We start from the raw sequence: 16,121 nt of genomic DNA on the forward strand, positions 1-16,121 counted from the left end.
GCACAACGCGCCCTTGGAACCCTTTCCAGAGCAAACAAGGAGTGACGCAATGACTACCCAGGCGCAGAACCCCGCAGCAGTCCAGCAGAAGAAGGCAGCCACCGCACCCGGCCATGGACTGTCCCCCGCCAATGGCGCGGACGGCCGCGGACGCACCACGGTGGCCGACGGCGTAGTGGCAAAAATCGCCGGCATCGCCATCCAGGAGATTGACGGCGTGTACGCGCTGGGCGGTGGGGCAGCCCGCGCCATTGGCACCCTCCGCGAGAAGGTGGGCCAGAAGGACCTCACCCAGGGTGTCAGCGTGGAGGTCGGCCAGACCCAGGTGGCCGTGGATGTCACCTTGGTGGTCGAATACCCGCACCCCCTGCAGCAGGTGGCGAACCGGGCCCGCGATGCCGTCTACACGGCAGTGGAAGACCTGGTGGGCATGGAAGTCACCGAGGTCAACATCACCATCACCGATATCCATGTCCCGTCCGAGGGCGATGACGCGGACGACGCCGAGCGCGAACCGAGGGTCGCATGACCCCCGTCGTCGCCGGCACGGCCGCAGGGGCCGTGCTGGCTCTGGCCGCCCTCGCCTTCGGCTTCTGGGGCTTCCTGCTGACGGCCATCTTCATGGCCATCGGCGCGGTCCTGGGCCGGGCGGCCGAGGGGCAACTGGACCTCGGCGCCGTGCTGGACGCCCTGCGCGGCCGGCGCTCGTCGTCGTGAACCGCCGGGGCCATACCCGGATCGCCCCGGCTGCCCTGCGGCACACCTTGGAAGCCGTGGCAGCCGGCGCGTACGGCGTCCCGCGGGATGACGCTTCCGCCGCCCTCCGGGACGATGCCGGAAAACTCGGGGTCGATCTCCAGATGCGGCTCCCTGTTCCCCCGCTCCTGGCCGCGGCCCCGGCGGGAAGGGAGCAACACTCCACCTTCGAGCAGGCAAACATTGCCCGGCTGAGGATCGCCTTCGCCGGGCGGCGGATCACCGGGATGGACATTGGCCGGATCAACATCCGGCTCACCGCGGCCCCACGGGCGGCCAAAGCAGCCCGCACGGACCGGGCACGGAAACAGGACGGGAGGCAGCCATGAACCAGGGCCGCATGCAAAAGCGGATGCTCCGGAGGGAGACGCACTCATCGCGCACCGGACTGTCCGTGGCCACGGCCGTGCTGCTGCTCGCCGGCTTCGTGTGGCTGGGGGCCGAGTGCGTCCTCGCGCTCCTGGGCCGCGGCCCGCTCGTGGCCGGCCCCGATGCCATGGCGAATGCCATAAGGGACCTGCCACAGGCGGTGCAACCGGCCGGGCTGACAGCAGCCGGCACCGCGGCGGCGGTACTTGGGGCAGTGCTTCTCGTGGCTGCGGTCAAGGGCGGCCGCCGGGGCCGGCGGACCATGCACAGCGAGCGCGTGGCGTTGGTTGTGGATGACGAAGCCATTGCCGCCGCCGTTTCACGCCAAGTGCGCCTGGCCGCCAACCTGGCGCCGGAGCAGGTGAGCACAACGGTAGGACGGCGCCGCGCGCACGTGTCGGTCCGGCCGACGTCGGGCCAGCCCCTTGACCGGGAAGCGCTCACCGAAGCGGCAGCCCGGGAAGTGGCTTCCTGCCGGCTGGCCAGGAACCTGGCAGCGGATGTGGCCATTGCCGCGGAAGGGGCAGTAGGACGATGAACAACACGAACAGGGCAATGAACAGGACCTTTCTGGCCCTTGCCGGAGTGATCCTGATCGGCGCTGGAATCCTGGTGGCGGCCGCCGGGCTGAGCGCGGACGTACGCACGGGCTGGACCGCTGTCGCCGGCAGCGCCTTGACGGCGTGGCAGGCCCTCCGGGACACCGCGCCGTCGCCGGAACCGCTGGGCAGCTGGTGGTCCTTGGCCGTGCCAGCGGTACTGCTGCTGGCGGCGCTCACCACGATTCTCTGGCTGGCCCGCCAAGGCGGCGGCCGGACCAGGACGGCGGCGCGGGAAGACGACCCGGAACTGGGGGCTACCGCAGTGGAGGTCTCCTACCTGGCAGCCGCCGTGGAGGCGGCGCTGGAAGGCAACCGGTCCGTCGTCGGCAGTTCCCTGACCGCGTGGGGCCGGCGCGGCTCCAAAAACGCCGCGCGCACCTCCCTGCGCCTGACCCTCCAGGCACGCCGCGGCGCCTCGCCGCGGGAGGTGGCGGACGTGGCCGAGGAACTGGTCCGCAGCATTGATGCACTGCTGGGCCATCACACCGACGTCCTGGTCCGAATAGGAACTGGAACCAGGACCACACTGGCCCGGGCACTGCGCGCGGGCTAGCACGAAACCGAACACGACAGAAAGGCACACCATCGTGGGACTCGACGACAAGCTCAACAACGCGGCAACCAACCACCTCGGCGCCGCCAAGGAAGGTGCCGGCAAGCTGACCGGCAACGAGGAGCTGGAACGTGAAGGCCAGCGGGACCAGGCGCAGGCGAAACTCCAGGAAGCGGGCGAGAAGGTCAAGGACGCAGCCAAGGGCATCGGCAGCAACCTCAAGGACGCTGCCGCCAAGGTCAAAGAAGGTTTCCGCAAAGACTAGCCAATCCCCGCGGCAGGCCCGCGGCACCGCCACGGCGGTCCGCGGACCTGCCTGCCGCGCGTGAGGCGTTCGCGCCGATAGTGAAAGCAGGGTTCGGTGACAGGTTCACCCTTGATGCGGGACCAGTTGGATCTGGTCCCCGATGCCATTTTGGTGGGCAGGGCGGCCGACGGCGACACGGCGGCCTTTGAAGCCCTCGCCCGGCGCTACGGCCCACACATGCGGGCCTCCGCGCGCAGGCTGACAGGTTCCTACGCGGACGCCGACGACGCCGTGCAGGAAGCGCTGGTCCAAGCGTGGAAGCAACTGGACACCCTGCGCGACCCGGCGGCCGTCAAAGGGTGGCTGCTGCGGCTGACCGGCAGCCGGAGCATCGATTTGCTGCGCCGCCGCAGGAACCACACCAGCCTGGCCGGCGGGGAGGACGACGCGCCGCCGGACACTGTCTCGCCCGGAGCCGGGCCCGAGACGACAGCGGTGGCCGGCGCCGGCATCGAATCGCTGAAGGCGGCCCTGGCCACCCTGCCCGAAGAGCAGCGGCGCTGCTGGATCCTGAAAGAGATCAACGGACAGAGCTACGAAGAAATTGCGCAAACCCTGAACATCAGCCCAGCCAGTGTCCGGGGGCGGCTTGCCCGTGCCAGGACTGCCTTGGTCCGCGAAATGGAGGATTGGCGATGAGCATGCCCCACGACACATTCGAGTGCGGCCACACACTTGAGGAACTCAGCATCTACCTGGACACGGGTGAATTCGCCGACCCGCACCACCTGGAATCCTGCCCGGAATGCCGCAACGGGCTCGACTCCCTCCGCCGGCTTTCCGCCGCCGGCAACGAGCTCTTTGCCAGCGACGTTGCCGCGGCCGGCAGTGGCACGGACGAGTGGATGAAGGACATCCTGGCGAACCTGGCCTTGGAACTGCGGCCCGGCAGGACCATCCCGCTGCGGTCCGACGACCCCGCCGACACGCTGTCCGAAACGGAAGGGGCCGTGCTTGCGCTGGTCCGGTCCGTGGCTGACAACCTGCCAGGGACAGTAGCCGGACGCGTAAAGCTCGACGGCGACGTCACCCTCCCCGGAGAGCCGGTGACGGTCCGTGTGGACCTCGCCGTGCTGTTCGGCCAACACCTCATGGACAGTGCGGCATCGCTGCGGCAGGATCTGGCCGAGGCGTTGGCGAGGCACACGGAATTGACCATTGCGGCCATCGACATCACCATCACCGACGTCATCGACGCCCCCCGGGAGGAACAGTGACCACACCATTGAAGAACGTCGTCATGGCGGTCGACGGCGTCACGGAAGTATTTCCCGCACGGAGCCTGTGGCAGCGCCTTCCGGCCCGGGCCGCGTCCGTACTGAACCCGCGGGCCGCGGAGCCGGAAAACGACGCCCTGGTGGACGTCCGTGACCAGGACGGCCGCACCGAGGTGACGGTGCGGGTAGGCGTCAGCTCGGAGGCCCGTACCCCGGATGTGGTCCGTGGAGTTGCCGCCGCGGTCCGGAAGCACTTTGCCCCGGCGGACGTTTCCGTGAAGGTCACGGTGGCGCGGATTGCGCCCGCAGGCCCGGTGACGGCAGGAAGCCACGACGCCTAGGGACGTTCCCCGCACGCCCCGGCCCTGTCACGACCGGTCCATACCGGCGGCTCCATCCCCGCCGCTTCGTGCCGGAGCAGGACCGGCGTAGCATTCGTCAGGTAGGCGCAGCCGGCCCGGGAGGCATGAGTTGAACAGCGAGCGGAAACCACGTCGGTTCAGTCCCAGGTCCCTGGAACTGCCCATCATCCAGGCGCCCATGGCGGGCGGGCCGTCCACTCCGGAGCTGGCGGTTGCGGTCAGCGCCGGCGGCGGCCTGGGTTTCCTGGCCGCCGGGTATAAGACGGCGGACGCGATGCGCGCCGACATTGAAGCCGTCAGGGGACACACGGGCGCACCCTTCGGTGTCAACCTCTTTGTCCCCCAGCCCTCCGTCATCACTCCCGACGCCCTGCAGCGCTATGCCGCCTCGCTCGCCCCCGACGCCGAACGCTTCGGCGTCGAACTGGGGGATCCACGGCACGACGATGACGGCTGGGACAGGAAGCTCCAGGTCCTGCTGGACCTGGCACCGGCGGTGGTGTCCTTTACCTTCGATTTTCCCGGTGCAGACGTTGTGGGTTCCCTGAAGGAACGCGGCGTGTACGTCATGGCCACGGTGACCGGCCGGGACGAGGCACTCCAGGCACTTACCCGGGGTGCGGATGCCCTCTGCGTCCAAGGGCCCGAGGCCGGCGGCCACCGCGGCACCTTCGACTCCGCCGGCGCCCCGCCGGAGGTGCCCCTGCACGGGATCCTCGAGGAGCTGTCCGACCTCGACGTGCCCCTGGTCGCGGCCGGCGGGATCACCACTGCGGACGAAACGCGGGCCGCCCTCAGCATCGGTGCAGCAGCCGTCCAGGCCGGCACGGCTTTCCTCCGTGCCGACGAAGCCGGAACCAAACCGGCGCACCGGGCGGCACTGGCATCCCCGGAGCATTTCACCACCACCGCCGTTACCCGCGCGTTTTCCGGCCGCAATGCCCGCGGGCTGTACAACGCGTTCATGCGCCGCCACGACGCCGATGCCCCCTACGGGTACCCGGAAATCCACCACCTCACCACTCCCCTGCGTGCCGCGGCGGCAGCCGCGGGGGATCCGGAAGGGCTGAACCTCTGGGCAGGCATCAACTACCGGACCACCATGGCGGGCCCGGCCGCGTCGATCCTGCGAAGCCTCGCGCCGTGAGGCCGGTCCGGCGTCGTCCTTCACCCACGGGTTAAGCACGACGGCGGGCCGGCCCCTTTCGGAGCCGGCCCGCCGCACGTGGTGGTGCTTTAGAGGGTGGCGGTATCGATCACGAACCGGTACCGGACATCCGAGGCGAGGACGCGCTCGTAGGCCTCGTTGATCTTCTCGGCCGGGATGACCTCGATCTCGGCGCCCAGGTGGTGCTCGGCGCAGAAGTTGAGCATCTCCTGGGTTTCACGGATCCCGCCGATCATGGAACCGGCGAAGGAGCGGCGCCCGCCGATCAGTGCGAAGGCGTTGACAGGAAGCGGCTCGGCCGGGGCACCGACGTTCACCAGCGCGCCGTCCAGCTTCAGGAGGCCCAGGTAGGAGCTGATGTCGATCGAGGCACTGACCGTGTTGATGATCAGGTCGAAGGATCCGGCGAGCTCGGAGAAGGTGTTCTCGTCGCTGGTCGCGTAGTAGTGGTCGGCGCCCAGCTTCAGGCCGTCTTCCTGCTTCTTCAGCGACTGCGACAGGACGGTCACTTCGGCGCCCATGGCGTGGGCGAGCTTGACGGCCATGTGGCCCAGCCCGCCGAGGCCGACGACGGCAACGTTCTTGCCGGGGCCGGCACCCCAGTGGCGCAGGGGCGAGTAGGTGGTGATGCCTGCGCACAGCAGCGGCGCGGCAACGTCGAGGTCGATGCCCTCAGGGATGGTCACCACGAAGTCCTCGGTGACCACGACGTGGGTGGAGTAGCCGCCCTGGGTGATGGTGCCATCGCGGTCAACGGCGCCGTAGGTGCCCACGTTGCCCTTGAGGCAGTACTGCTCCTCGCCCTTCTGGCAGTTGACGCACTCCTTGCAGGAGTTGACCATGCAGCCAACACCCACACGGTCGCCGACTGCATGCTTGGTGACGGCCGAGCCAACCTCGGTGACGATGCCGGCGATTTCGTGGCCGGGGACCAGCGGGTACTGCTGCGGGCCCCAGTCGCCGCGGACGGTGTGGATGTCCGAGTGGCAGATGCCGGCGAACTTGATTTCGATCATGACATCGTGCGGACCCACCTCGCGGCGTTCAATGGTGGTGGCCACCAGGTCCTCCGTTGCGGACGGGGATGCATAAGCCTTGACGGTAGTCATGGTTCTCCTCTGATCTGTTGGGGGATAACTCGATGCTACAAGGGCTTCCCTGGTGAAACCCTGTGTGTTGAGGCGGCCAGGGTGGCCCTGTTGTAACTGGTCTTGGGAGTCCTACCCTCGACGGCCTCCAGTCGGGGGCAGGACCGTGGTCACGGGCGCAGGAGCACCTTGATGGCCCGGCGTTCGTCCATGGCCTTGTACGCCTCCGCTGCCTGTTCCAGGGGAAGTTCAAGGTCAAACACCTTGCCGGGATTGATCTCGCCGCGGAGGATCCGGTCGATCAGCTCGGGCAGGTACTGCCTGACCGGGGCAGGGCCGCCGTGCAGGTGGACGTGCGAGTAGAAGAGGTCCCGGCCGGGCAGCGCCACATCATGGGAGACGCCCACGAACCCTACGTGGCCTCCGGCGCGGGTGGCGTGGATGGCCTGCAGCATCGATTCCTGGGTGCCCACGGCCTCGATAACCGAGTGTGCGCCGAGCCCGCCCGTGAGTTCCTTGATCTTTTTCACGCCAGCGTCACCACGTTCTTCGACAATGTCGGTGGCACCGAACTCGCGGGCCAGTGCCTGCCGGTCCGCATGCCTGGACATGGCGATGATCTTCCCGGCGCCCATCTGCTTGGCTGCCAGGATCCCCAAGAGCCCCACCGCGCCGTCGCCCACGACCGCTACAGTCTTGCCAGGGCCCACCTCGGCTGCCTTGGCGGCGAACCATCCGGTGCCCAGCACATCGGAGGCGGCAAGCAAGGATGGAATGTGTGCGTCGTCGGGCATTTCCGGGGTAGCCACCAGGGTGCCGTCCGCCAGCGGGACGCGCAGGTATTCGGCCTGGGCGCCGCCCACGCCCTGGCGGTGGACGCAGCCGCTTTGGTAGCCGGAACGGCAGATCTCACAGGTGTTGTCCGAGGCGAAGAAGGACCCCACGACGAATTGGCCCGGTTGGACGTTCTTCACGTCGGCGCCGATTTCTTCGACGATGCCCACGTACTCGTGGCCCATGGGCTGCGGCCGGGCCAGCTTGTCGGCGCCTCGGTAGGGCCACAAATCGGACCCGCACACGCAGGCGGCAACGAGCTTAATGACTGCGTCCGTGGGCCGCTGGATGGCTGGCTTGTCACGGTCCTCGACGCGGACGTCTCCGGGGGCGTGCATGATGGTTGCGCGCATGCTGGGTCCTCCAAATGCTGAACGGCTGAAAGCGGACAAGTACATCAAACCCGCAGCGCCGGCAGTTGGCGAGGATCTTGCCGAAACTGGTTTTGGCAGACCCTCCTTACGGTTCGCGGAATCGTCGTAACGTGGTCCCTATGGATAACCGAGCCGAGGTACGGCAGTTCCTCTCCTCCCGCCGTGGACGCATCACCCCCGAGCAGGCAGGCATTGAACCGTACGGCGGCCGGCGCCGGGTCCCGGGGCTGCGGCGCGAGGAGGTAGCCCGGCTGGCGGGCGTCAGCGTGGACTACTACACGCGCCTGGAACGGGGCAACCTCAATGGCGTCTCGGACAGCGTCCTGGATGCCATTGCCGGCGCCCTGGAACTGGACCGGGCCGAACACGACCACCTCTATGACCTGGCACGGACAGCCAACACCTCGGGACGCAAGCGGGCTGCGGGCGCCGGCGGTTCCGCGTCCACGGCGGTGCGGCCGGAGCTGCAGTACCTCCTGGACACCATCACGGGGGCACCGGCCTTTATTGGCAACAACCGTTTGGACATCGTGGCCGCCAACACCCTGGGCTATGCGCTCTATTCGGACATGTACCGCACTCCGTCGCGGCCGGCCAACCACTCGCGGTTCATCTTCCTGGACCCCCGAGCCCACAACTTCTACACGGACTGGGAGCGGGCAGCGAACACCAACGTGGCCATCCTCCGCCGCGAGGCCGGCCGCAACCCGCATGACAAGGGGATCGCGGAACTCATCGGCGAACTGTCCATGCGCAGCGACGAATTCCGCACCCTGTGGGCCGCGCACAACGTCCGGCGCCACTACGCGGGCACCAAGTTCTTCCAGCACCCGGTGGTGGGGCTCCTTGAGCTGAACTACCAGGTCCTCGGGCTGGAGGAGGACCCCGGACATACCCTCACCGTGTATCCCGCAACCCCCGGCAGCCCCTCCGAGGAAGCCCTCAAGCTCCTTGCGTCCTGGGCGGTCACCGAGAATGTTGCCGGCTTGGCCCAGGGCCGCGTGCGGGCCTGACATCGGGCCTGACACCGGGCCACCGTTCCATCCTCAGTCAACAGAAAGCCGGTGACCTGTCCGTGCGTGACCTAAGAGCGGATCCGTTCGTCATTGAAGGGCTTGAACGGCTCAGCCGTGAGGCCTTTGGTCCCGCCGGGTTTGCCCGCGGGACTGAGGAAGTGGTGCAAGTGCTGGTCCACCGGGGCTCCAGTACCCTGGGCCACGGCTGTGCCCGCACCGGCGGCAAACTTCGTGACCTTGTGGATGGCAAGGAAGAGTTCTCCTACGAGGCGCTGATCGTATGGCTGGACGAATACCGCAGCCGGGCCTACGAACCGCGTATCGGAACCTGGACCTCGGCGGAGGTCCATGTTTACCCTGACCGCCCCGGAGTGGTGGAGCTCTTTGATGAGGAACTTCTCAAGAAGACGGACGACGGCCGGTGGCACCCCGGCGCGGAACCGGCTGGTGCGTCCATCTGGGCACGCCAACTCCTGGCCTACCCCCGGACGGCGGACTGCATCCCTGACTGGATGTGGGCCATCTTCACTGCGGAAGGGGTAGACCCGCCGCTCTACAATCCGGAGTTCGGGGCGGTCGACTGGAACAACAGGCGCCGGCCGGTGGAACGTTGGGGGACGGATCCCGGTGCACGGCCGGCCGTCATCGACCCTGCGCTGGAACCGGGGTTCTTCCAGGGCCTCGGCAGGAAGCTTTTCGGCGCCTGACGACGGGCCTTCGCGGACGTCCAGTCACATTAACGTCCGTTGCGGTTCATGGCGCCGGGTTGCCTGCTTTGTCTCCAGGATGGCGCCATGAGTAGTGCCGTTTCGTCGCGTTGAGCGTCCGTTGCGTGATGCTGGCCAAGATGCCGCAAGCCGTGTTTAGGTGTTTCTACGGCACCGGCCAAGCCGTACGCACCACCGGGGACATCAGCGCAAAACCACGCACCCAGCGCCGTTCAGGCACCCCCACCAACCTCCCACGCCCACCCGGGCACCCATCCCGGGTGCCGTCGTCGTACCCGGAATCTTCCCGAAAGGAACACCATGTCCTTCCCAGCATCCCCGCCCCGACCCGGCCCCGCTCGGGCGTTTACCCGCCGCCGCGCCCTGGGCGCCCTCCTGGCCCTGCCTGCCGCGGGGCTGCTCTCAGCCTGCGGCGGTGCCGCCACCGCGGGCGCCGAACGCATCAGCCAGTCATCCCTTGGCCCGCTGGGCGCCTCCGTCCCCGCCGGAACCACCATCACGGTGGGAGATCCCAGCATCAAAGTGGCCCTGGAACTGTCCGGCCTGATCAAGGACCTGGACGGCTTTACGGTGGAATTCGCCAACATCTCCGGCGGCCCGCAGACCACCGAGGCCTTCCGCGCCAACGCCCTGGACGTCGGGTCAGTGGCGGACATTCCGCCCATCCACGCCACCTGGACCGGGCTGGACGTCCGCATCATCGCCGCCGGCTACCGGCAGGACGCGGTGAACCATCCCATCTACGAGCTCGGTGTGGCACCGGGAGCCGGCATCGGCAAGCTCGAGGAGCTGCGCGGGAAGAAAGTGGCCTACTCCCCCGGCCAGGCACAGGGCGCCCTGGTGCTGCGCATCCTGGACAAAGCCGGCCTCAAGCAGGAAGACGTCAAGCTCGTGGAGCTCCCCAGCACCGGGGACGCCTACGCCACGGCGCTGGCCAGCAAGCAGGTGGACGCGGCTCCGCTGGGCGGCGTCCAGATCAAGCGCTACCTGGCCAAGTACAAGGCCGACGGCGCCACCACCCTCCGCCACGGGCTGCGCGATGATCCCAGCCTCCTCTACTCCCCCGCCAAAGTCCTGGCCGATCCCGCCAAGGCTGCCGCCCTTGCCGGCTACGCGAAAGTCTGGGGCAAGGCGCAGCGCTGGATCGAGGACCACCCGGCCGAGTGGCTGGAGGGCTACTACGTCAAGGACCAGGGCCTGTCCCGTGAGGATGGCCAGTACCTGATCGACGCCACCGGCAAACGCGACCTGCCCACCACGTGGACCGACGCGATCGCCCGGCACCAGGAAACCATCGACCTGCTGGCGCGCGAGCAGAAGAAGCCGCAGTTGACGGCGGCAGATCTTTACGACACCCGCTTCGAGGCCATCGCCGGCACGGCGTTCGCCTCCGCCGCCAAGGCTGGCGCGGCATGAGCGCGGTCCTGGACCGTCCCGTCGTCGCACCGCACCAGGACCCGGCGCAGGCTGGCCGGCCGGACGTGCGGCCCACAGGCAGGAGGCTCGGGCCCGGACGACGACGGCGGCTCGCCTGGGTGGGCCCGTCCGCTTTGCTGCTGCTGTGGACAGCTGCTTCCGCCACCGGGGCGCTGGACCCGCGCATCCTCTCCGAACCCTGGACCGTCGTGGCCACCGCCGGTGAGCTCATCGCCGACGGCCGGCTCCAGGAGAACCTGGCGATCTCCGCCCAGCGCGCCGGCCTGGGACTGTTCTTCGGCATCCTGGTGGGAGCGGTGCTGGCCCTGCTGTCCGGGCTGAGCCGGATCGGTGAAGCAGTCATCGACGGGCCGGTGCAGATCAAGCGCGCCATCCCCGGCCTGGCCCTGATCCCACTGCTCATCCTGTGGTTCGGCATCGACGAGACCATGAAGGTCCTCACCATCACCCTGGGCGTCTTTGTCCCCGTCTACCTGCAGACCCATGCCGGGCTGCGCGGCATCGACCTGCGGTTCGTCGAACTTGCCCAGACGGTGGGCCTGGGCCGGGCCGGCTTCATCCGCAAGGTGGTCCTCCCCGGAGCCCTGCCCGGTTTCTTCCTGGGCCTGCGCTTCGCGGTGACCGGCGCCTGGGTGTCCCTGGTGGTGGTGGAACAGATCAACGCCACCAGCGGGATCGGCTACATGATGGAGCTCGCCCGCACCTACGGCCAGACCAACATCATCATCCTGGGCCTTGCCGTCTACGGCATCCTTGGCCTCCTCTCCGACGGCATTGTCCGTTTCATCGAACGAAAGGCCCTCTCATGGCAGCGCACCCTGGCGGGCTGACCGCCGTCGCCCCCTCCCCCGCCGGCACTAAGTCCGGCGCCGCTGTTTCAGTCCGCGGGCTCATCCGCAGCTTCGGTACCAAGAGTGTCCTGGACGGTGTGGACCTGGACATCGCGCCCGGCGAGTTCGTGGCCCTGCTCGGACCCAGCGGCTGCGGCAAGAGCACGCTGCTGCGCGCCCTCGCCGGGCTGGACCACGACGTCCGCGGCAGCGGCGTGATCAGCGTCCCGGACCGCGTCTCCGTGGTCTTCCAGGACTCCCGGCTGCTGCCGTGGGACAGCGTGCTGGGCAATGTCACCCTGGGCGTCCGGGAGCACGACGCCGGGGCCCGGGCCCGCAAGGCCCTCGCGGAAGTGGGGCTCGCCGGACGTGAAAAAGCATGGCCGCACCAACTCTCCGGCGGCGAACAGCAGCGTGTGGCGCTGGCCCGTTCACTGGTCCGCGAACCCCAGCTGCTGCTGGCCGACGAGCCGTTCGGCGCCCTGGACGCGCTGACCCGGATCAGGATGCACGGACTGCTCCAGGACCTGGTGGCAGCACATCGTCCCGCCGTCCTGCTGGTCACGCACGACGTGGACGAGGCCATTGCGCTTGCTGACCGGATCGTGGTCCTGGACCAGGGCCGGATCGCCACGGTCCGGCCCGTGCCGGAACCCATCCGCACCTCCGCAGACGCCGCCGGACACGAGGCCCTCCGCCGCGATCTCCTGGCCGCACTCGGCGTCGAAGCAACGGCGGGCCACTGACCCCGGTGGCTGCGCCTGCCGAAACCCACGCCCCTTCCCTCCATCCAGCAAGGAAACAGCCATGACTGCCAACAACCAGCCCACCGACCGCCAGCTTCACCTCAACGCCTTCCTGATGAGCACTGGCCACCACGAAGCATCCTGGCGGTTGCCGGAAAGCGACCCGCACGCGGGCACGAACATTGGGCACTACCAAAAGCTCGCCCAAACAGCCGAGCGCGGCAAGCTCGATTCGATCTTCTTTGCCGACTCCCCCGTCCTGTTCGGCGAGGTGGGCCGCCGCCCGGGCGGCAAGCTGGAGCCCACGGTGCTGCTCACGGCCATCGCGGGCGCCACCGAACGCATCGGGCTGATCGCCACCGCCTCCACCACCTACAACGAGCCGTTCAACCTGGCCCGCCGTTTCGCCTCGGTGGACTGGGCCAGCGGCGGCCGCGCCGGCTGGAACGTGGTAACCACGGCCGGCCCCGACGCCGCCCGGAACTTCGGCGTGGACGATCAGCCCGCCCACGCCGTCCGGTACGAGCGTGCCGCCGAATTCATCGAGGTGGCGCAGAAACTTTGGGACAGCTGGCAGGACGACGCCGTGCTGGCAGACAAGGCCGGCGGCGTATGGGGCGACGCGGACAAGATCCGCACCATCGACCACCAGGGCACGCACTTCAAAGTCCGCGGCCCCCTCAATGTTCCCCGGTCGCCGCAGGGCCATCCCTTGGTTGTCCAGGCCGGTTCGTCCGAGGACGGCAAGGACCTCGCCGCCCGTTATGCGGATGCCGTCTTCACCGCACACCAGACCCTGGCCGACGCGCAGGACTTCTACCGCGACCTCAAGGCCCGCACCGCAGCCGCCGGCCGCGACCCGGAAACCATCAAGATCCTGCCGGGCATTGTCCCGGTCATCGGTGCCACCGAGGAGGAGGCCCTGGAGCTGGAGCGCGAACTGGACCGGCTGATCAAGCCGGAGTACGCCCGGATCCAGCTGGCCAGGACCCTCCGCGTGGACCCGGAGGACCTGCCCCTGGACCGCCAACTGCCGGCCAACCTGCCCAGCGAGGATGAGATCGAGGGGGCCAAGAGCCGCTACACCTTGATCGTGCAACTGGCCCGCCGCGAGCAGCTCACGGTGAGGCAGCTGATCGGCCGGCTGGGCGGCGGCCGCGGACACCGCACCTTCACCGGCACGCCCGAGCAGGTGGCAGACGCCATCCAGGAATGGTTCGACGGCGGCGCGGCGGACGGCTTCAACATCATGCCGCCGGTGCTCCCCTCCGGGCTGGAAACCTTTGTGGACCAGGTGGTGCCCATCCTCCAGGAGCGCGGACTGTTCCGCACCGAGTACACCGGACGGACCCTGCGGGAGCACTATGGGTTGGCGCGTCCGGAGAACCGGTACGCCGGAGCTGCCGCCCCTGAACTGGCCTCGATCGGTTCGGCGTTTTGATGGGCAGGCGGCGGCGGCGTTTGCGGCAGCAACTGTGTGATATCGAAGCATGACGGGGGTACTCCCTAGACTGGCAGGTGGACATTGCGCCAGGACTAACGAAGGAGTGCAGGATGAGTGGAGTAGTGGTTGTAGGCGTGGACGCGAGCCCGTCGGCACGGAAGGCAGCGGAAGTGGCCTTGGGCCTGGCGGAATCGCTGGGAGCATCACTGCATGTGGTGACCGGTTTTGAAAGCGAAACCGCCGAAACTTTCGGCGTGGGTTCGGACAAGGTCAGGATTTCCAATGCGGACAGCTCGGAGATCGTGGCGAAGGACCTGGCCAACTCCCGGCCCGGGGTGGAGGTCACCCACTTCGCTGCCCGGGGCAAGCCCGCCGATTCCCTGATCAAGGAAGCGATCCGCCTGGACGCCCGGTTGATCGTGGTGGGTAACCGCAGGATGCGCGGCATCGGCCGGCTCCTGGGCAGTGTCGCCAACAGCGTGGCGCACAACGCCCCGTGCGATGTCTACATCGCCAACACCTACGACGACTGACCCTTCCCCGCGACGAGGAGAGCGGACGGCGCCGGATTCTTCCGGCGTCGTCCGCTCTTTTTCCTGTCCGGGACGGGAGCTAGGCCCCGTATTCCTCGTCAGTGACGTGGTCGAGCCAGGTGACCACCTGGCCGTCCGCATCAGCTTCCTGCATGGCCACGTGCGCCATGAACCGCTCGGGGGTGGCCCCGTGCCAGTGTTCCTCGCCGGGCTCGATGTAGACGACGTCGCCCGGACGGATTTCCTGGACCTCGCCGCCGCGGCGGGCCACCAGCCCGATGCCGTCGGTGACGTAGAGGGTCTGGCCCTTCGGGTGGTGGTGCCACGCGGTGCGGGCACCCGGGGCGAAACGGACATGGGCGCAGCCGATGGCCGACTGTTCATCGGGATTGCGGATCCCGTCGATCTGCACCGTCCCCGTGAACCATTCCTTTGGCCCGGCGCCGGTCTGGCCGCCGCTCTTGGTGAACTTCATCGTCTCCTCCTGTTGATTCGGTTGGCTGGAAATCTGTTGGTCACGCCATCCGGTGCGTGGCCTTGGCAGTCACGAAGGCCAGGACGCCGGCGGCGGACAGGACCGTTGCGCTGGCAACGAAGGTGCCGCCGTAACCGGCGGAGTCGAACAGGAGGCCGCCCAGGGTTGAGCCAATGGCGATCGAGGTCTGGACTACGGCCACCATCAAGCCGCCGCCTGCCTCGGCGTCGTGCGGCATGGCCTCGGCGACCCAGCTCCACCAGCCCACCGGCGCGGCCGTTGACAGCAAGCCCCACAAACCCAAAAGAACCACGACGGCGGCGAACCAGCCGCCCGCCGGCACGAGCAGCGCCGCAATGACGGCCATGAGCGCGGGAATGGTGGCGAGCGTCCGGTACAGGCGTTGCCCCAGGAACCGGCCGATCAGCATGGTGCCGGCAAAGCCTGCCACGCCCAGCACCAGCAGGACCAGGGACACCGTAGCCGCATCAACCCGCGTCACCCGTTCCAGGAACGGGCGGATGTAGGTGAACAGGACGAACTGTCCCATGAAGAAGGAACCGCATGCGGCCATGCCCCAGGCCACCGGGCGGTTCTGGAACGCGGCGAAGATCGCCAGGACGCTGCCGGCTTCCCGCGGCTTGTCCACCGTCATGGACGGAAGGCTGAACCACTGCCAGGCCAAGGCAACGGCGGCCAGTGGAACCAGGCAGAAGAAGGCCGCCCGCCAGCCCATGACGGCCCCCAGCCAGCTGCCCAGCGGGGCGGCCAGGACGGTGGCGAGGGCATTGCCGCCATTGAAGATCGCCAGGGCGCGCGGCACCTGGTGGGGCGGGACCAGCCGCATGGCGGTGGCCGCGGAGAGGGACCAGAATCCCCCGATCACCACGCCGATGAGGGCGCGGCCGATCATGAAGAGCAGGTATCCCGGCGCCAGGGCCACCAGTGCCCCGGAGACCGCCATCAACGCCGTGAGGCCCAGCAGCAGGGCCTTGCGGTTAAGGCTGCCGGCCAGGCGGGAGACGGACAGGCTGGTGAGGACCGCGAACAGGCCGGAGACCGCGATGCCCTGCCCCACCATCCCTTCGGAGACCTGGAGGTCCGCTGCCATTGGTGTGAGCAGGCTGACCGGCATGAACTCCGAGGCGATCAGGGCGAAGACGCACAGCGACATCGCAAAGACGCCTCCCCAGTGGGCCTGGCGATGCTCGCTGCCAGAGGTTTGTTGCGGCGCCCTGGTACTGCTGGTTGTGGTTTCGGGAGACATACAGTCCATCAAAGC

21 protein-coding genes are annotated in these 16,121 nt (G+C 68.3%); 17 read left to right on the top strand and 4 right to left on the bottom strand.

All coding sequences use genetic code 11. The features are described 5' to 3' along the window. The first annotated feature begins 49 nt into the window (after positions 1 to 49). From AC4EEV_RS08305 to AC4EEV_RS08350, 10 genes are all read left to right on the top strand, one after another. Entirely contained in the window at positions 50 to 529 is a 480-nt protein-coding gene (locus AC4EEV_RS08305) for an Asp23/Gls24 family envelope stress response protein (RefSeq protein ID WP_491330626.1), read from the top strand. Continuing rightward, entirely contained in the window at positions 526 to 717 is a 192-nt protein-coding gene (locus AC4EEV_RS08310) for a DUF2273 domain-containing protein (RefSeq protein WP_133831746.1), read from the top strand. The genes AC4EEV_RS08305 and AC4EEV_RS08310 overlap by 4 nt, the downstream gene beginning before the upstream one ends. After that, positions 714 to 1,085, top strand: a complete 372-nt coding sequence (locus AC4EEV_RS08315; protein ID WP_491330627.1) for a hypothetical protein — start codon at positions 714 to 716, stop codon at positions 1,083 to 1,085. The genes AC4EEV_RS08310 and AC4EEV_RS08315 overlap by 4 nt, the downstream gene beginning before the upstream one ends. Further along, positions 1,082 to 1,663 (top strand): hypothetical protein, encoded by a 582-nt coding sequence (locus AC4EEV_RS08320; protein WP_491330628.1) that lies wholly within the window; start codon positions 1,082 to 1,084, stop codon positions 1,661 to 1,663. Before AC4EEV_RS08315 ends, AC4EEV_RS08320 begins: the two co-directional genes overlap by 4 nt. Before the next feature lie 17 nt (positions 1,664 to 1,680). After that, positions 1,681 to 2,280 carry a hypothetical protein gene (locus AC4EEV_RS08325; RefSeq protein ID WP_491330629.1) on the top strand — a complete coding sequence of 200 codons (600 nt, stop codon included), beginning with the start codon at positions 1,681 to 1,683 and terminating at the stop codon, positions 2,278 to 2,280. A 34-nt stretch (positions 2,281 to 2,314) separates the two neighbouring features. Beyond that, entirely contained in the window at positions 2,315 to 2,545 is a 231-nt protein-coding gene (locus AC4EEV_RS08330) for a CsbD family protein (protein ID WP_018761002.1), read from the top strand. A 114-nt stretch (positions 2,546 to 2,659) separates the two neighbouring features. Next, complete coding sequence (locus tag AC4EEV_RS08335) at positions 2,660 to 3,226, top strand: RNA polymerase sigma factor (RefSeq protein WP_018761001.1); 567 nt, start codon at positions 2,660 to 2,662, stop codon at positions 3,224 to 3,226. Further along, entirely contained in the window at positions 3,223 to 3,804 is a 582-nt protein-coding gene (locus AC4EEV_RS08340; RefSeq protein WP_133831750.1) for an anti-sigma factor, read from the top strand. Before AC4EEV_RS08335 ends, AC4EEV_RS08340 begins: the two co-directional genes overlap by 4 nt. After that, complete coding sequence (locus AC4EEV_RS08345) at positions 3,801 to 4,145, top strand: hypothetical protein (RefSeq protein WP_491330630.1); 345 nt, start codon at positions 3,801 to 3,803, stop codon at positions 4,143 to 4,145. Before AC4EEV_RS08340 ends, AC4EEV_RS08345 begins: the two co-directional genes overlap by 4 nt. A gap of 130 nt (positions 4,146 to 4,275) precedes the next feature. Then, entirely contained in the window at positions 4,276 to 5,313 is a 1,038-nt protein-coding gene (locus tag AC4EEV_RS08350; RefSeq protein WP_491330631.1) for a nitronate monooxygenase, read from the top strand. An 89-nt stretch (positions 5,314 to 5,402) separates the two neighbouring features. Here the strand turns inward: AC4EEV_RS08350 and AC4EEV_RS08355 are convergent, their stop codons facing one another. Beyond that, positions 5,403 to 6,443 carry an NAD(P)-dependent alcohol dehydrogenase gene (locus AC4EEV_RS08355; RefSeq protein WP_018760997.1) on the bottom strand — a complete coding sequence of 347 codons (1,041 nt, stop codon included), beginning with the start codon at positions 6,441 to 6,443 and terminating at the stop codon, positions 5,403 to 5,405. Positions 6,444 to 6,592: 149 nt separating this feature from the next. After that, positions 6,593 to 7,609 (bottom strand): zinc-dependent alcohol dehydrogenase family protein, encoded by a 1,017-nt coding sequence (locus tag AC4EEV_RS08360; protein WP_491330632.1) that lies wholly within the window; start codon positions 7,607 to 7,609, stop codon positions 6,593 to 6,595. A 140-nt stretch (positions 7,610 to 7,749) separates the two neighbouring features. Here AC4EEV_RS08360 and AC4EEV_RS08365 point away from each other — a divergent pair, with 140 nt between their 5' ends. From AC4EEV_RS08365 to AC4EEV_RS08395, 7 genes are all read left to right on the top strand, one after another. Further along, positions 7,750 to 8,643, top strand: coding sequence for a helix-turn-helix transcriptional regulator (locus tag AC4EEV_RS08365; protein ID WP_491330633.1), 894 nt, complete (start codon positions 7,750 to 7,752; stop codon positions 8,641 to 8,643). Between the two features lie 62 nt (positions 8,644 to 8,705). Next, positions 8,706 to 9,353 carry a hypothetical protein gene (locus AC4EEV_RS08370; protein ID WP_491330634.1) on the top strand — a complete coding sequence of 216 codons (648 nt, stop codon included), beginning with the start codon at positions 8,706 to 8,708 and terminating at the stop codon, positions 9,351 to 9,353. 321 nt (positions 9,354 to 9,674) lie between these two features. Next, positions 9,675 to 10,790 carry an ABC transporter substrate-binding protein gene (locus AC4EEV_RS08375; protein WP_491330635.1) on the top strand — a complete coding sequence of 372 codons (1,116 nt, stop codon included), beginning with the start codon at positions 9,675 to 9,677 and terminating at the stop codon, positions 10,788 to 10,790. Further along, complete coding sequence (locus AC4EEV_RS08380) at positions 10,787 to 11,641, top strand: ABC transporter permease (RefSeq protein ID WP_491330636.1); 855 nt, start codon at positions 10,787 to 10,789, stop codon at positions 11,639 to 11,641. Before AC4EEV_RS08375 ends, AC4EEV_RS08380 begins: the two co-directional genes overlap by 4 nt. Then, positions 11,617 to 12,387: an ABC transporter ATP-binding protein gene (locus AC4EEV_RS08385; RefSeq protein WP_491330637.1), complete on the top strand. Its 771-nt coding sequence runs from the start codon at positions 11,617 to 11,619 to the stop codon at positions 12,385 to 12,387. The genes AC4EEV_RS08380 and AC4EEV_RS08385 overlap by 25 nt, the downstream gene beginning before the upstream one ends. A gap of 61 nt (positions 12,388 to 12,448) precedes the next feature. Continuing rightward, entirely contained in the window at positions 12,449 to 13,828 is a 1,380-nt protein-coding gene (locus AC4EEV_RS08390) for an LLM class flavin-dependent oxidoreductase (RefSeq protein WP_491330638.1), read from the top strand. Between the two features lie 113 nt (positions 13,829 to 13,941). Continuing rightward, complete coding sequence (locus AC4EEV_RS08395; RefSeq protein ID WP_026264383.1) at positions 13,942 to 14,364, top strand: universal stress protein; 423 nt, start codon at positions 13,942 to 13,944, stop codon at positions 14,362 to 14,364. A gap of 79 nt (positions 14,365 to 14,443) precedes the next feature. Here AC4EEV_RS08395 and AC4EEV_RS08400 read toward each other — a convergent pair whose 3' ends face one another. Then, on the bottom strand, positions 14,444 to 14,839 hold the full coding sequence (locus tag AC4EEV_RS08400) for a (R)-mandelonitrile lyase (protein ID WP_018760987.1): 396 nt from the start codon (positions 14,837 to 14,839) through the stop codon (positions 14,444 to 14,446). Between the two features lie 40 nt (positions 14,840 to 14,879). After that, on the bottom strand, positions 14,880 to 16,013 hold the full coding sequence (locus AC4EEV_RS08405) for an MFS transporter (RefSeq protein WP_491330639.1): 1,134 nt from the start codon (positions 16,011 to 16,013) through the stop codon (positions 14,880 to 14,882). Positions 16,014 to 16,121: the final 108 nt, after the last annotated feature.

It is taken from the genome of Pseudarthrobacter sp. MOO14, assembly GCF_058267675.1.

What these genes read in the sequence shown, in the direction of transcription:
- AC4EEV_RS08305 (WP_491330626.1), top strand. Translation starts at nt 50, where the DNA reads ATGACTACCCAGGCGCAGAACCCCGCAGCAGTCCAGCAGAAGAAGGCA.
- AC4EEV_RS08310 (WP_133831746.1), top strand. Translation starts at nt 526, where the DNA reads ATGACCCCCGTCGTCGCCGGCACGGCCGCAGGGGCCGTGCTGGCTCTG.
- AC4EEV_RS08320 (WP_491330628.1), top strand. Translation starts at nt 1,082, where the DNA reads ATGAACCAGGGCCGCATGCAAAAGCGGATGCTCCGGAGGGAGACGCAC.
- AC4EEV_RS08325 (WP_491330629.1), top strand. Translation starts at nt 1,681, where the DNA reads ATGAACAGGACCTTTCTGGCCCTTGCCGGAGTGATCCTGATCGGCGCT.
- AC4EEV_RS08335 (WP_018761001.1), top strand. Translation starts at nt 2,660, where the DNA reads ATGCGGGACCAGTTGGATCTGGTCCCCGATGCCATTTTGGTGGGCAGG.
- AC4EEV_RS08340 (WP_133831750.1), top strand. Translation starts at nt 3,223, where the DNA reads ATGAGCATGCCCCACGACACATTCGAGTGCGGCCACACACTTGAGGAA.
- AC4EEV_RS08355 (WP_018760997.1), bottom strand. Translation starts at nt 6,443, where the DNA reads ATGACTACCGTCAAGGCTTATGCATCCCCGTCCGCAACGGAGGACCTG.
- AC4EEV_RS08360 (WP_491330632.1), bottom strand. Translation starts at nt 7,609, where the DNA reads ATGCGCGCAACCATCATGCACGCCCCCGGAGACGTCCGCGTCGAGGAC.
- AC4EEV_RS08365 (WP_491330633.1), top strand. Translation starts at nt 7,750, where the DNA reads ATGGATAACCGAGCCGAGGTACGGCAGTTCCTCTCCTCCCGCCGTGGA.
- AC4EEV_RS08375 (WP_491330635.1), top strand. Translation starts at nt 9,675, where the DNA reads ATGTCCTTCCCAGCATCCCCGCCCCGACCCGGCCCCGCTCGGGCGTTT.
- AC4EEV_RS08380 (WP_491330636.1), top strand. Translation starts at nt 10,787, where the DNA reads ATGAGCGCGGTCCTGGACCGTCCCGTCGTCGCACCGCACCAGGACCCG.
- AC4EEV_RS08385 (WP_491330637.1), top strand. Translation starts at nt 11,617, where the DNA reads ATGGCAGCGCACCCTGGCGGGCTGACCGCCGTCGCCCCCTCCCCCGCC.
- AC4EEV_RS08390 (WP_491330638.1), top strand. Translation starts at nt 12,449, where the DNA reads ATGACTGCCAACAACCAGCCCACCGACCGCCAGCTTCACCTCAACGCC.
- AC4EEV_RS08395 (WP_026264383.1), top strand. Translation starts at nt 13,942, where the DNA reads ATGAGTGGAGTAGTGGTTGTAGGCGTGGACGCGAGCCCGTCGGCACGG.
- AC4EEV_RS08400 (WP_018760987.1), bottom strand. Translation starts at nt 14,839, where the DNA reads ATGAAGTTCACCAAGAGCGGCGGCCAGACCGGCGCCGGGCCAAAGGAA.
- AC4EEV_RS08405 (WP_491330639.1), bottom strand. Translation starts at nt 16,013, where the DNA reads ATGTCGCTGTGCGTCTTCGCCCTGATCGCCTCGGAGTTCATGCCGGTC.